At 61.5% G+C, this 13,753-nt stretch carries 12 protein-coding genes; 7 read left to right on the top strand and 5 right to left on the bottom strand.

Going from position 1 to position 13,753, the window contains the following annotated elements:
- Positions 1 to 40 precede the first annotated feature (40 nt).
- Positions 41 to 1,003 (bottom strand): zinc-binding dehydrogenase, encoded by a 963-nt coding sequence (locus C8K66_RS06015; RefSeq protein WP_026140008.1) that lies wholly within the window; start codon positions 1,001 to 1,003, stop codon positions 41 to 43.
- A 138-nt stretch (positions 1,004 to 1,141) separates the two neighbouring features.
- Here C8K66_RS06015 and C8K66_RS06010 point away from each other — a divergent pair, with 138 nt between their 5' ends.
- Together C8K66_RS06010 and C8K66_RS06005 are read left to right on the top strand one after the other, a co-directional pair.
- On the top strand, positions 1,142 to 3,223 hold the full coding sequence (locus C8K66_RS06010) for a carboxy terminal-processing peptidase (protein WP_169850794.1): 2,082 nt from the start codon (positions 1,142 to 1,144) through the stop codon (positions 3,221 to 3,223).
- Between the two features lie 118 nt (positions 3,224 to 3,341).
- The gene (locus C8K66_RS06005; protein ID WP_057005839.1) at positions 3,342 to 5,111 is read left to right on the top strand and encodes a bifunctional diguanylate cyclase/phosphodiesterase; all 1,770 of its coding nucleotides are present in this window, start codon (positions 3,342 to 3,344) and stop codon (positions 5,109 to 5,111) included.
- Here C8K66_RS06005 and C8K66_RS06000 read toward each other — a convergent pair.
- From C8K66_RS06000 to C8K66_RS05985, 4 genes are all read right to left on the bottom strand, one after another.
- Entirely contained in the window at positions 5,108 to 5,479 is a 372-nt protein-coding gene (locus C8K66_RS06000; protein WP_017846885.1) for a hypothetical protein, read from the bottom strand. The two genes, C8K66_RS06005 and C8K66_RS06000, sit on opposite strands and share 4 nt — an antisense overlap.
- Positions 5,476 to 5,814 (bottom strand): helix-turn-helix transcriptional regulator, encoded by a 339-nt coding sequence (locus C8K66_RS05995; RefSeq protein ID WP_046385332.1) that lies wholly within the window; start codon positions 5,812 to 5,814, stop codon positions 5,476 to 5,478. Before C8K66_RS05995 ends, C8K66_RS06000 begins: the two co-directional genes overlap by 4 nt.
- Before the next feature lie 106 nt (positions 5,815 to 5,920).
- Complete coding sequence (locus C8K66_RS05990) at positions 5,921 to 6,379, bottom strand: YkvA family protein (protein WP_017846883.1); 459 nt, start codon at positions 6,377 to 6,379, stop codon at positions 5,921 to 5,923.
- A gap of 315 nt (positions 6,380 to 6,694) precedes the next feature.
- The gene (locus C8K66_RS05985; protein ID WP_017846882.1) at positions 6,695 to 7,426 is read right to left on the bottom strand and encodes an FKBP-type peptidyl-prolyl cis-trans isomerase; all 732 of its coding nucleotides are present in this window, start codon (positions 7,424 to 7,426) and stop codon (positions 6,695 to 6,697) included.
- Between the two features lie 247 nt (positions 7,427 to 7,673).
- Here C8K66_RS05985 and C8K66_RS05980 point away from each other — a divergent pair, with 247 nt between their 5' ends.
- The 5 genes from C8K66_RS05980 to kdpC all read left to right on the top strand — a co-directional run bounded on the left by C8K66_RS05980 (position 7,674) and on the right by kdpC (position 13,750).
- On the top strand, positions 7,674 to 9,485 hold the full coding sequence (locus C8K66_RS05980; protein ID WP_108524449.1) for a di-heme-cytochrome C peroxidase: 1,812 nt from the start codon (positions 7,674 to 7,676) through the stop codon (positions 9,483 to 9,485).
- 29 nt (positions 9,486 to 9,514) lie between these two features.
- Positions 9,515 to 10,645: a catalase family protein gene (locus tag C8K66_RS05975; protein ID WP_371920074.1), complete on the top strand. Its 1,131-nt coding sequence runs from the start codon at positions 9,515 to 9,517 to the stop codon at positions 10,643 to 10,645.
- Positions 10,646 to 11,167: 522 nt separating this feature from the next.
- Positions 11,168 to 11,266, top strand: a complete 99-nt coding sequence (gene kdpF / locus C8K66_RS05970) for a K(+)-transporting ATPase subunit F (protein ID WP_074851717.1) — start codon at positions 11,168 to 11,170, stop codon at positions 11,264 to 11,266.
- A gap of 107 nt (positions 11,267 to 11,373) precedes the next feature.
- Entirely contained in the window at positions 11,374 to 13,080 is a 1,707-nt protein-coding gene (kdpA, locus tag C8K66_RS05965) for a potassium-transporting ATPase subunit KdpA (RefSeq protein WP_046384148.1), read from the top strand.
- Positions 13,081 to 13,090: 10 nt separating this feature from the next.
- Positions 13,091 to 13,750 carry a K(+)-transporting ATPase subunit C gene (gene kdpC, locus C8K66_RS05960; protein WP_108524448.1) on the top strand — a complete coding sequence of 220 codons (660 nt, stop codon included), beginning with the start codon at positions 13,091 to 13,093 and terminating at the stop codon, positions 13,748 to 13,750.
- Positions 13,751 to 13,753: the final 3 nt, after the last annotated feature.

Here is a 13,753-nt window from a genome sequence, read left to right as displayed (position 1 = left end):
GGCAAGCCCCCTCCCACATTGACCACATTCCAATTCGGGGTCAGGTCAGGCTGTCGTCGATCACCAACACCAACTTGCCGGAAATCTGGTTGGTCGCCAGCTCAGCAAACGCCGCCTCGGCATCGTTGATCGGGAAGGTCTTGGCCAGTTGCGGGCTCAAGCGGCCTTCGGCAAACAACGGCCAGACATGCTGGCTCAGGTCACTGAACAGGTCGGCCTTGAACTGATCGTCACGGCTGCGCAGGGTCGAGCCCAGCAGTTGCACTCGCTTGCCCAGCACCTGCGCCAGGTCCAGTTGCGCCTCGCGCCCGCCCATCAGGCCGATCAGCACCCAACGACCGTCCAGGGCCAGCAACTTGAGGTCCAGCGCCGCGTAGCTGGCGCCGACCGGGTCGAGGATGACGTCGAACGGCCCGAAATCCCGCAGCCCTTCGATACCGTCCGTGCGGACCACGCCGCCCTGGGCGCCGAGGGCTTCACAGTAGGCCAACCGATCCGCCGAGCCGACACTGACCCAGCACGGGCTGCCGAATGCCTTGCACAACTGGATCGCCGCCGAACCCACGCCACTGGCGCCGGCATGCAGCAACACCTTCTCGCCGGGCTTGACGCCCGCCAGTTGGAACAGGTTCAACCACGCGGTGCTATACACCTCGGGCAATGCCGCCGCTTCGATCAACGACAGGCCTTCCGGCACCGGCAGCACGTGACGGGCGTCCACCACCACTTCCTCGGCCATGCCGCCGCCGGCCAGCAGCGCGCAGACGCGGTCGCCGACCTGCCAGGACGAACCCGCGCCGACCTCGCTGATCACCCCGGAACACTCCAGGCCCAACACCTTGCTGACGCCCGGCGGCGGCGGATACAGCCCCGCACGCTGCAATAAATCGGCACGATTGAGGCCCGCAGCCGCCACCCGAATGCGAACCTGACCTACATCGCATGTAGGACTTGGCTCTTCCAACCACTCCACATGACCTTCAACGCCTTGCAATGCTTTCACAGTGCCTCCATAGTGAGTCTGGACTGAGCCCGTAGCTGTATCGCCGGGCTTTTTGCATTATGCGACCGGCCCAAATGGAACCGGCGACTTCAAAGACGGCCTAATATGCGTTATCAATTGCCCCCGCGTCGAATCAGCATGAAGCATTTGTTCCCAAGCACCGCCCTAGCTCTTTTCATTGGTCTCGGCTTGTCGTCGATGTCGACCAATACGTTCGCAGCCAACAGCTGGGACAATCTTCAGCCTGATCGCGATGAGGTGATTGCCAGCCTTAACGTCGTCGAGTTGCTCAAGCGTCATCACTACAGCAAGCCGCCGCTGGACGACGCTCGCTCGGTGATCATCTATGACAGCTACCTCAAGCTGCTGGACCCGTCGCGCAGCTACTTCCTGGCCAGCGACATCGCTGAGTTCGACAAGTGGAAGACCCAGTTCGACGACTTCCTCAAGAGCGGCGACCTGCAGCCCGGGTTCACCATCTACAAGCGTTACCTGGACCGCGTCAAAGCGCGTCTGGACTTCGCCCTGGGTGAATTGGACAAAGGCATCGACAAGTTCGACTTCACCGAGAAGGAAAGCCTTCTGGTGGATCGCAAGGACGCCCCTTGGCTGACCAGCACCGCCGCCCTGGATGACCTGTGGCGCAAACGCGTCAAGGACGAAGTGCTGCGCCTGAAGATCGCCGGCAAAGAGCCGAAGGCCATTCAAGAGCTGTTGACCAAGCGCTACAAGAATCAGCTGGCACGTCTGGACCAGACCCGTGCCGAAGATATCTTCCAGGCCTACATCAACACCTTCGCGATGTCCTACGATCCGCACACCAATTATCTGTCGCCGGATAACGCGGAAAATTTCGATATCAACATGAGTCTGTCGCTGGAAGGCATCGGTGCCGTCCTGCAAAGCGACAATGACCAGGTGAAAATCGTGCGTCTGGTACCGGCCGGTCCGGCAGACAAGACCAAGCAGGTCGCCCCTGCCGACAAGATCATCGGCGTGGCCCAGGCCGACAAAGAGATGGTCGATGTGGTCGGCTGGCGCCTGGACGAAGTGGTCAAGCTGATCCGTGGGCCGAAAGGCAGCGTGGTGCGCCTGGAAGTGATTCCGCACACCAATGCGCCGAACGACCAGACCAGCAAGATCGTGTCCATCACCCGTGAAGCGGTGAAGCTCGAAGACCAGGCCGTGCAGAAAAAAGTCCTCAACCTCAAGCAGGATGGCAAGGACTACAAGCTGGGCGTAATTGAAATCCCGGCCTTCTACCTGGACTTCAAGGCCTTCCGGGCCGGCGATCCGGACTACAAGAGCACCACGCGCGACGTTAAGAAGATCCTGACCGAGCTGCAGAAAGAAAAAGTCGACGGCGTGGTCATCGACCTGCGCAACAACGGCGGCGGCTCCCTGCAGGAAGCCACCGAGCTGACCAGCCTGTTTATCGACAAGGGTCCGACCGTGTTGGTGCGCAACGCTGACGGCCGTGTCGACGTGCTCGAAGACGAGAACCCGGGCGCCTTCTACAAAGGCCCGATGGCGTTGCTGGTCAACCGCCTGTCGGCCTCGGCCTCGGAGATTTTCGCCGGCGCCATGCAGGACTATCACCGCGCCTTGATCATCGGCGGCCAGACCTTCGGCAAAGGCACCGTGCAGACCATCCAGCCGCTGAACCATGGCGAGCTGAAACTGACCCTGGCCAAGTTCTACCGGGTTTCCGGGCAGAGCACCCAGCATCAGGGCGTGCTGCCGGACATCGACTTCCCGTCGATCATCGACACCAAGGAAATCGGCGAGAGCGCCCTGCCCGAGGCCATGCCGTGGGACACCATCCGTCCTGCGATCAAGCCCGCGTCGGACCCGTTCAAGCCATTCCTGGCGCAGTTGAAGGCTGACCACGACACCCGCTCCGCCAAGGATGCCGAGTTCGTGTTCATCCGCGACAAGCTGGCCCTGGCCAAGAAGCTGATGGAAGAAAAATCCGTCAGCCTCAATGAAGTGGATCGTCGCAAGCAGCACGCCGACATCGAGAATCAGCAACTGGTGCTGGAAAACGTCCGCCGCAAGGCCAAGGGCGAAGACCCACTCAAGGAACTGAAGAAAGAAGATGAAGACGCGCTGCCAGCCGAGGCGGATAAAACCAAGCCGGAAGACGACGCCTACCTGGCCGAGACAGGCCGGATTCTGCTGGACTACCTGAAAGTGACCAAACAGGTGGCCAAGCAGTAAATGATGGCTATTTAATGTGATCGCTCCGCAGAGTGTCATCATATAGACATCATTCTGTCGTGAAATAAAGGACCGTCGGCTCACCGCCTGCGGTCCTTTTTTTTCGATCGAGATCGCCATGACCATGACCGAACAGCTGAATGCATTGGGCTCTATCCTGGCTCAAGGCAGTTTGCACAGCCTGTTCCAACCGATCATCTGTCTGTCCGAGCGGCGTATCCTCGGCTACGAAGCCCTCAGCCGTGGCCCGTCCAACAGCCCGCTGCACTCCCCGGTCGCCCTGTTTGCCGTGGCCGGCCATGCCGGGCGCCTCAGCGAACTGGAAATAGCCTGCCGCGAAAGCGCATGCCGACGCTTCAGCGAGCAGAAGTTGCCGGGCAAGCTGTTTCTCAATATCTCGCCGGAATCCCTGATGGAAACCGCGCACCAACCGGGCCGCACCCTGCAACTGCTGCGGGACTTCGGCATCCCCCCCAGCCAAGTGGTGATCGAACTCACCGAGCAGTCGCCCACCGACGATTTCGACCTGCTGCAAACCGCCCTGCATCACTACCGCGACATGGGTTTCGCCATCGCGCTCGACGACTTGGGCGCGGGGTATTCCAGCCTGCGCTTGTGGTCGGAACTGCGTCCGGATTACGTGAAGATCGATCGGCACTTTATCGACGGCATCCACCAGGACGCGCTCAAGCGCGAATTTGTCGGTTCTATCCTGCAGATCGCCCGGGCGTCGCGCGCCCAGGTGATTGCCGAAGGCATCGAGCTGCCGGAAGAGCTGGCGGTGCTGACCGAGATGGGGGTCGACCTGGTCCAGGGTTATTTGCTCTGTCGTCCCCAAGAACACCCGCCGCAGGAAGCGCGCCTGATGCTACCCAAACCCGATAACGCCAACATTGCCCTCAGCGAAGAAGGCAGTGACCTCAGCGCCCTGCTCAACGAGCAGCCGGCAGTGAATCAGGACACCGCCACCGCCCAGGTGCTGGAGTCCTTCCGCCGCCAGGCCAACCTCAACTCCCTGGCGGTACTGGATGGGCGCGACCGGCCGGTCGGGATTGTGCATCGCCATTCGTTGTCCGACGCCCTGCTCAAACCCTTCGCCACCGACCTGTTCGCGCGCAAGCCGATCAGCCGCCTGATGAGCGATGATTTTCTCGCGGTGGAGTTGAGCCAGTCCCTGCAACAGGTCAGCCGGCTGCTGACCAGCCGCGCCCGCCAACGCATCGAGGAAGACTTCATCATCACGCTGAACGGCGACTACCTCGGCCTGGGCCGGGTGATCGATGTGCTCAAGCTGATCACCGAGCTGAAGATCCAGCAGGCGCGCTACGCCAACCCGTTGACCCTGCTACCGGGCAACGTGCCGATCCAGCAGTGCCTGACGCGACTGTTGCAGCAGCAACGCGAGTCGGTGATTTGCTACGTGGATATCGACAGCTTCAAGCCGTTCAATGACATCTATGGCTACGGGCGAGGCGATGAAGTGCTGCTGTGCCTGGCGCAATGCCTGAATGACCGGGTCGACCCCAGCCGCGACTTTGTCGGGCATATCGGCGGCGATGACTTCTTGCTGGTGCTCGGGCCGCAGGATTGGCGCAAACGGCTCAATCAACTGCTGGACGATTTCCACACCCAATGCCGACGCTTCTATCGCGCAGAACATCTGGACGCCGGCTGCTTTGTGGCCTTGAACCGCCAGGGTGTGCGCCAGGAATATGCTCTGTTGTCGCTGTCCATCGGCGTGGTGCATTTGTATCCACAGGCCTGTGGACAACTCGATGCCAGCCAGTTGGCGGAGCTGGCGTCCCAGGCTAAACACCATGCCAAGGACATCGCCGGTTACAGCATCCACGTGATCGACAGCCTGGACATGCTGCCCCTGCCGGTTTAAGCCTCGGCGGATTCCGGGTACTCGTATTCGAACACGCGCACCACCTCCGAAGCGTGCCAGGACGCGGCGGCCACGCCATCGGAAGGCCCGCAAAAACGCCCCAGGCGCTCCACGCATTCAAAAAAACCGGTACGCGGCAGGCGGCTGGCACCCTGGCTGATCACCAGGGAACTGCGCAATGGCTGCTCGGCCTTGGCATCCAGCGCCGCCAGATGTTCCAGGGCGGCGGTGAGGGTCTGCATCGCCGGCGTGGGAAATTGCAGGCGCTCCAGCAGCGCACGGTAAGTCAGCAAGTGGCGCTGGCGGCGCGCCTGGTCCAGTTCGTGGAGTAACCCATCCCAGTGTTGACGGCTGATACGTAGGCTCAAGATTCATCCCTCCAACCTGCCACGCCCAATTCCCAGGCCAGACTGCGGCGGATCGCGGCATCCGGCTGGCGTTCACCACTTTCGATCAATCCGAGGTACGAGGGGCTGATCCCCACGGTACGGGCCAGGGCTTCAATAGCCAGGCCCTTGGCTTCGCGCAAGCCGCGCAGGTCTGCAAGCGGGTGCAGGTCCTGGGCTGGCGCGGCGTGGGCAGTAGAAGACGGTGCTGGTGCGGGTTGCTGCTGACCGGCGGCTTTTAGCAGCGCCTGGTACTGATCCCATGGCAACACCGCATATTCGGGTTCGCCATCCCGTGAAATTATCTGAATATCCATGACAGCCCCGTAGGATAACAACACTTACTAAGTAAGCACTTTCCTTAAGCGCTTTCCTAAGGAGTGTAATCCTAACAGCCACAAAGGTCGCAGGGGGATCGCCGTATCATGGGGTTTTTTGCCGGTTTTCCTGGGCCAGCAGCGCGGGCGTCGCAGGCAGGCGCTCAACCACGGCGAGCTTTTCCGGACGCTGCGCCTCACGCCAGGCGCGAAAGGCGCTCAGTTCGGCGCTCAGGCTCTTCATGACCCAGGCCAGCACGGCGATGTCGTCGAGCATGCCGAACATGGGAATAAAGTCCGGTATCGCATCGATCGGACTGAGGAAATACATCAGTCCTGCGACGACCGACACCAGCGCCTTCGGGCTGATCGCGCGGTACTCGCCCCGCCAGTAGGCCAGGCACAGGGCCTGGAGCAACTTGAGGTCATCCTTGAGCTTACCGAGGCGGTTGCCCTGGCTTGCGCCCTTGGCCGCCACGGCGAACAACAGCGTCGGCAAACGCCCACGCCCCAGCAAGCGCGCGGCCATGGGCAGAAAACGGGCGAAATTGAAGGGTGGTTTCATTCGGCACTCCAGTTCCATGGGACAGAGAAGGTTATCCACACAAATTGTGGATAACCTTGTGAACAGAGCCGGTTTTCACCGCTGAGAGCCACGGTTTACAAGGCCTTCAGTCAGATCGGGCGTTTTTTGCGCACATCAAAAAAACCCAAGAATTCATTGACTTGGCGCTTGCGTCCGGCTACCTGCACTCGAGTCTTGATCAGACTGCCGCACCTTGCGGACGTTCGTTTGGGTTTGCACAGGCTTGAGTGTGCAAGCGTGCGGCAAAAACAACAACGCCCCGTCGAGACGGGGCGTTGGGTGTTCAGGCGCCGATTACTTCTTGGCGGCTGGTGCGTCAGGAGCTTCAGCCTTGGCCGGGTCCTTGATACCCAGCAGTTCCAGGTCGAATACCAGCACGGAGTTGGCCGGAATCGCCGGGCTCGGGCTCTGGGCACCGTAAGCCAGGTCGGACGGGATGTACAACTCGACCTTCTCGCCGACGTGCATCAGTTGCAGGCCTTCGACCCAACCCGGAATCACGCCGCTGACCGGCAGGTCAATCGGGCTGCCGCGATCCACGGAGCTGTCAAAGGTGGTGCCGTTGGTGAGCTTGCCGGTGTAGTGAACAGTCACTACGTCGGTCGGCTTAGGCTGAGGGCCGTCGGCTTTCTTGGTGATCTTGTACTGCAGGCCGGAAGCCGTGGTGACTACACCGTCTTTCTTGGCGTTGTCTTCGAGGAATTTCTTGCCGGCGGCTGCCGACTCTTCGCTCATTTTGGCCATGCGTTCTTCAGCACGCTTTTGCAGTGCGGCAAACGCTTCAACCAGTTCGTCGTCTTTCAGCTTCTGCTCTTTCTTGCCGACGGCATCTTCAATGCCCTGGGCTACCGCTTTGGAATCCAGGTCATCCATGCCTTCTTGGGCAAGGCTTTTGCCCATGTTCAGGCCGATACCGTAGGAAGCTTTCTGCGCCGGGGTTTTCAGCTCTACGCTGGTCTGCGAATCACAACCCGCAAGTACCAGGCTAACCAGGGCCACCGCCGCCGCCAACCGATGCTGTTTCATGCTATTTCCTTGTTCATGCGCCAAAAGGGCAATCGAATAAAGTCGCGAGCTTATCAGGCGGCCACGACCAATGGCTACCGGCATCTGAGCAGGAAACTTCTGATAAGTTCACGTGTTTAAACGCATTTTCATTCATGATGGGCGCCCGCGACGGATCGCGGGACTGCCTGTCAGCAGGACCATGGCCACTTGCCGCACCTGTGGCGTAGTGGCATAACAACGCAATCACTCGACAAGGATAGTTATCTTGCGCATTTTTTCCCGTGTTTTATTGCTGATTCTCGCCCTGCTGGGCCTGATCCTGGCGGTGGTGCTCTATTACACCGTCAACCCCAGGCTGCCGGACTACGTGCCCGTGGAACAGGTACGCTACCAGGACCAATGGAGTGCCGCCGACCGCCAGACCTATTACTTCACGCCCCAGGGCACCCAGGTAAAAGGCCTGCATTACGACTGGTTCACCGCGCTGGAACTGCCGTTTTCCGAACAGCGCTTCGCCGCCCCGGAGTACCTGGCACGCTTCGGCTTCCTGGTCGACCCCAAGCAAGTGCCCAGCACACAAAACCCCGGCAACCTGCCGGTCGGCTTCGCTCGGCACAAGAATGCCGGCAACAATACCGAATACCTGGACATCACCTGCGCCGCCTGCCACACCGGCGAACTGCATTTCAACGGCCAGGCCCTGCGCATCGACGGCGGTTCGGCCCAGCACGTGCTGCCGTCCAGCGTGCCGACCTTGCGCGGCGGCAGTTTCGGCCAGGCCCTGGTGGCCAGCCTTGCCGCGACGTATTACAACCCCTGGAAATTCGAGCGCTTCGCCCGCAAGGTGCTTGGCCACGATTACGACACTCACAATGAACAACTGCTGCGCCAGGACTTCAAACAGTCGCTGAACCAGTTCCTCAAAGTCGCCTGGAACGACACCCATCGCGGCCTCTACCCCACCGAAGAAGGCCCGGGGCGCACCGATGCCTTCGGCCGCATCGCCAACGCCAGCTTCGGCGACGCGATTTCGCCGGACAATTACCGCGTTGCCAACGCGCCTGTGGACTACCCGCAACTGTGGGATATCTGGACGTTCGACTGGGTGCAATGGAACGGTTCAGCGCAACAACCGATGGCGCGCAATATCGGCGAAGCCCTCGGCGTGGGAGCCACCCTGGGCTTCTTCGACAACGCCGGCCAACCGCTTCAGGGCGACGCGCGCTACCCGTCGAGCGTGCGGGTGCGCGACCTGAACCTGATCGAAGAAACCCTGCAGCGCCTCAAGCCGCCGACCTGGCCGGAAGACCTGTTCGGCGCCATCGACAAGCCCCTCGCCGCCCAGGGCCGCGCACTGTTCGCCGAAAACTGCGCCGGCTGCCATGTGCCGGCCGTCACCCAGCAAAATGGCCGCCCGGTACAGCAACTGAAGATGCTCCCGGTGGACGCCATCGGCACCGACCCTGGCGCCGCCAACAACATTGCCGACCAGCGCTATGACCTCAGCACCTTGAAATGGGACCCGGCGGAGCTGGCCAAACTGAATGTCGAGTTGCACCCCACGCCCACCGAACCGCTGGACCTGAAAAAAATCTCCGTGGCCAAGGGCCTGGCCTACGTCACCGCCTTCGTTGAGGACCACGCCTACCGCGCCGCCGGCGTTACCCCGGCCGAGCGCCCACGCCTGGACGGTTACGGCCTGCCCATCGGCGTGCGCGAATTGCGCGCCTACAAAGCGCGGCCGCTGGCCGGCGTGTGGGCCACCCCGCCGTTCTTGCACAACGGCTCGGTGCCGACGATCTACCAGTTGCTCTCGCCCCAGGACGAGCGCGCCACCACCTTCTATAAAGGCACCTTCGACTACGACCCGCGCCACCTGGGCTTTCAGACCGACGCGTTCAAAAATGCCTTCCTGTTCGATACGCGCATCACCGGCAACCACAACAGCGGCCATGAATTCCGTGCCGGCCAGCGTGGCAACGGGGTCATCGGCCGCGGCCTGCTGCCCCAGGAACGCTGGGCGCTGCTCGAATACCTCAAAGTCCTCGGCGGCCCGCTGGAGCAACAACTGCCATGATTATCCACTCGCACAACCAGCAACCGTCCATGCTCGCGCGCCTGTGGCTGCGCCTCGGCGCCGTGCTCGGCAAAACCCTGGCATGGCTGCTGGCCCTTGGCCTGCTCGGCTGGCTGGCCGCCACCGCCTGGTACGCCTGGCAGTACAGCGGTCCGGTGTCGCCGGATGAGCAGATCCCGTCCGGTGAAGCGGCAATGACCCAAGGCATTATCCAGACGGCAGTGCGTATCGTTGACCAACACCGCGAAGGCACGCGCTACCTGCGCGACGCCCACGCCAAGGCCCACGGTTGCGTGAAGGCCGAAGTCAGTGTGCTGGCCGACCTCGATCCGGCGTTACGCCAAGGTGTGTTCGCCGAACCGGGCAAGACCTGGCACGCCATGATGCGACTGTCCAACGGCAACGCCTACCCGCAATTCGACAGCATCCGCGATGCGCGCGGCATGGCCATCAAGCTGCTCGACGTGCCGGGCAAACAGCTGCTCGCCGACCAGCAAGCGCGGGCCGAGCAGGACTTCGTGATGTTCAGCCACCCGAACTTCTTTGTCAGCGACGTGGCCGAATACGCGCAGAACATCGGGGCCCAAGCAGACGGCAAGAAGGTCCTGGCATTTTTTCCCAAGCTCGACCCGCGCAGTTGGCAGGTACGCCACCTGTTCATCGCCCTGGCGACCCTGGCCCCCGCGCCAGCCAGCCCGACCCAGACCACGTACTTTTCCGTCTCGCCCTACAAGTTCGGCGCGGCCAACGCCAAGTTCCGCGTCGCACCCGACCCGCAAAGCTGCCCGGATTACGTGCCGCCCAAACAGAACCAGGACCTGCCGAACTTCCTGCGCAGTGCGCTGAACCAGCAACTGTCCACCGACCGCGTACCGGCGTGTTTCGTGTTGCAGATCCAGCGGCAGAACCCGCAGAAGTTCATGCCGATCGAAGACACCAGCATCGAATGGAAGGAAAGCGATGCGCCCTATGAAACCGTGGCCAAGGTGACGATCCCCGCCCAGGATTTCGACACGCCGGCGCTGAACCTGGCGTGCGACAACCAGTCGTTCAACCCGTGGTTCGGGCTGGAGGCGCATCGCCCCATCGGCGGGATCAACCGGTTGCGTAAAGCGGTGTACGAAGCCGTCAGCGACTATCGGCATAGCCGCAATTTGTAAGGTTGGGGCTGTGTGGGAGGGGGCTTGCTGCCTCCCACATTTAGATCTCATTACAATAAGCAGATGTTGTGTCGTTCTACTTTTCGTAAAGAATGCGTATAGATTGCCAATTCGCCATAACGATTACGTCGCCTCTATTGAGTCACTAAGCGCGAACGTTCTACCGTCACTTCCTACCCCCAAACATCCGTAGGAAGTCATCGTGGAAAGTTCAACTTTAGGCATGGTCGTCCTCTCAATGATTGCACTCTTCGGCACCGCCGCGTTTTGCTTCGAGCACCTCGCCACGCGCAGCGAGAAGAAAAAGAAAGCCAAATAAACAGCGCGTCAACATCAGCAGAACCCCAGTTTTTCAAGGGATACCCGGGCGGCGGGCTATCCCTTTTTTTCGTTCGCCTCGCATAACTTCGTCTCTATACCGTCTTAATACCGCCGCCGCTAATCAGTGCCTGGGCTTGATACCCCAGCGATTAACCTCCCCGCGTCCGCCATTGCGGCTTATTCATTCAGGGGAGTTACACCGTGCTCACACTCACGTTCATTTATATCGCCAGCGGCTTATGCGCCGTGGGGCTGTTCGCTTACTTGGGCTACGCACTTATTCGCGCAGAAAAATTCTAGGGAGTTCGCCATGTACGACCTGATGTTTATTGGCCTCTCCCTGGTGTTTTTTGTTGCGACTGCCATGGCCATTGTCGCCATGGGCAAGATTTGAACGGAGCCACGACATGTTAAGCACGCTGCTGGAATTTGCGCTGGTCCTGGGGTTGATGACGGGACTCGCGGTACTGATGGGCAAATGGCTGACCCGGGTGTTCACCGGGACTTACCATGCCTGGCCGGAACGTTGTACCTATCGCCTGCTGGGTATCGACCCGCAGGAAAACATGGGCTGGGCCCGCTACGGTTCGGCGCTGTTGCTGTCGAACGCGGCGATGATGCTGCTGGGCTATCTGGTCCTGCGCCTGCAGGCGGTGATGCCGATCAACCCGCTGGGGCTGGCCGCGCAAACGCCGGACCTGGCGTTCAACACCACGGTGTCCTTTATTACCAACACCAACTGGCAGGCGTACTCGGGCGAGACGAGCCTGTCGAACTTCAGCCAGATGGCGGTCATCACCTTTCTGATGTGCGTCGGCGCCACCTCCGGCGTGGTCGCGGCGGCCGGTTTCATTCGCGGCTTGAGCCGCTCCAGCTCGGGCGACCTCGGCAACTTCTGGGTCGACTTCACCCGCACGCTCTACCGCGTAATGCTGCCGCTGTGCCTGGGCATGGCGCTGGTGTATGTCTGGCAGGGCATGCCGCAGACCTTCGCTTCCCAGGCGCTGGTCACCACGCTGGAAGGCGCGCAGCAGCAGTTGATTGTCGGCGCGGTGGCCAGCTTTGAATCGATCAAGCACATCGGCACCAACGGCGGCGGTTTCTTCAGCATGAACGCGGCGCACCCGTTCGAAAACCCGACGCCGCTGACCAACATCCTACACATCCTCAGCATGTTGCTGATCCCGTCGGCATTGACCTACACCTTTGGCAGCATGCTGGTGCAGCGTCGTCAGGGCTGGGTGTTTTTCGGCACCTTCCTGGTGATGTTCATCGGCTTCCTCGCCCTGGTCTACGGCGCCGAGCAAAACGGCAACCCGCTGCTGACCCAGGCCGGCGCCAACCAGAGCCTGTCGCTGGAACAAAGCGGCGGCAACATGGAAGGCAAGGAACTGCGCTTCGGCATCGCCGACAGCAGCCTGTTCATCGCCACCACCACCGCCGCGACCACCGGTTCGGTCAACACCATGCACGACTCGCTGACCCCCATGGGCGGTTTCGTGCCCTTGGCGCAGATGATGCTCAACTGCGTGTTCGGCGGCGACGGCGTGGGCTTTATCAACCTGATCCAGTACGCCCTGCTGACGGTGTTCCTGGTGGGCATGATGATCGGCCGCAGCCCCGAGTTCCTCGGCAAGAAAATCGAGGCGCGGGAGATGAAACTGGTGATGCTCTCGGTGCTCGCGCACCCCATCAGCATCCTCGGCTTCACCGCCCTCGCCGCCCTGTGGCCCGACACCCTGGCCAGCCTGAACAACCTCGGCCCCCACGGTTTCAGCGAGGTGCTCTACGCCTATACCTCCGGCACCGCCAACAACGGCTCGGCCTTCGCCGGCTTGAACGCGAACACGCCGTTTTTCAACACCACCATCGGCCTGGCGATGTTGATCGGGCGCTTCTTCACCATGCTGCCGATGCTCGCCGTGGCGGGTTCCCTGGCAATGAAGAAAACCGTGCCTGCCGGTGCCGGCACCATTCCCACTGCGACCCCGCTGTTCATGTTGCTGGTGGTGTTCGTGGTGCTGGTGGTCGGTGGCCTGACCTTTTTGCCGGCGCTCGCGCTCGGCCCGCTGGTGGAGCAACTGCAGTTGCTGTCCGGCCAGACGTACAACTGAGGACACGTGGATGACGACTCAATCGATATTCAAAGGGCTGTTGCGCCCGGTGCTGGTTTCGGCGGTGTTTTTCATGCTGTTGACGGGGTTCGCCTACCCGGCGCTCACCACCGTGACCGCCCAACTGGTGTTCCCGTTCCAGGCCCGCGGCTCGCTGATTGAACGCGACGGCCTGGTCATGGGCTCGGCCCTGATCGGTCAGCACTTCACCCGGCCGGAGTACTTTCACGGGCGCCCGAGCATGACCCTCGGCGCCGACCCGCAAGACCCGAGCAAAAGCGTGTCGCAGCCATACAACGCCGGCTCCAGCGGCGCCAGCAACCTGGGGCCGACCAGCCAGAAGCTGCTGGACCAGGTGGCCGCACGCGCCCACGCCTATCGCCAGGACAACGGCCTGGCCGCCGATGCCCTGGTTCCGGTGGACGCAGTCACCGCTTCCGCTTCAGGCCTCGATCCGCATATCTCGCTGGCCAATGCGCGGCTGCAACTGCCACGGGTGGCGCGCCTGCGGCAGATCCCCGAAGCCGAGCTGCTGCAACTGGTCAACCAATACACCAGCGCGCGCACCCTCGGCCTGCTCGGCGAACCACGGGTCAATGTGCTGCAACTCAACCTTGCGCTGGACGCCCTCCTGCCATCGCGTCAGCCCCCTATTGCGGCCAGTGAGTAAGAG

It is taken from the genome of Pseudomonas sp. GV105, assembly GCF_003058185.1.
GTDB classification, from domain to species: domain Bacteria; phylum Pseudomonadota; class Gammaproteobacteria; order Pseudomonadales; family Pseudomonadaceae; genus Aquipseudomonas; species Aquipseudomonas veronii.
This window is presented reverse-complemented; position numbering and strand designations above follow the sequence as displayed.

Excerpts from the sequence above, each read along its gene's own strand:
- C8K66_RS06010 (WP_169850794.1), top strand. The coding sequence starts at position 1,142 with ATGAAGCATTTGTTCCCAAGCACCGCCCTAGCTCTTTTCATTGGTCTC.
- C8K66_RS06005 (WP_057005839.1), top strand. The coding sequence starts at position 3,342 with ATGACCATGACCGAACAGCTGAATGCATTGGGCTCTATCCTGGCTCAA.
- C8K66_RS05995 (WP_046385332.1), bottom strand. The coding sequence starts at position 5,814 with ATGGATATTCAGATAATTTCACGGGATGGCGAACCCGAATATGCGGTG.
- C8K66_RS05990 (WP_017846883.1), bottom strand. The coding sequence starts at position 6,379 with ATGAAACCACCCTTCAATTTCGCCCGTTTTCTGCCCATGGCCGCGCGC.
- C8K66_RS05985 (WP_017846882.1), bottom strand. The coding sequence starts at position 7,426 with ATGAAACAGCATCGGTTGGCGGCGGCGGTGGCCCTGGTTAGCCTGGTA.
- C8K66_RS05975 (WP_371920074.1), top strand. The coding sequence starts at position 9,515 with ATGCTCGCGCGCCTGTGGCTGCGCCTCGGCGCCGTGCTCGGCAAAACC.
- kdpA (WP_046384148.1), top strand. The coding sequence starts at position 11,374 with ATGTTAAGCACGCTGCTGGAATTTGCGCTGGTCCTGGGGTTGATGACG.
- kdpC (WP_108524448.1), top strand. The coding sequence starts at position 13,091 with ATGACGACTCAATCGATATTCAAAGGGCTGTTGCGCCCGGTGCTGGTT.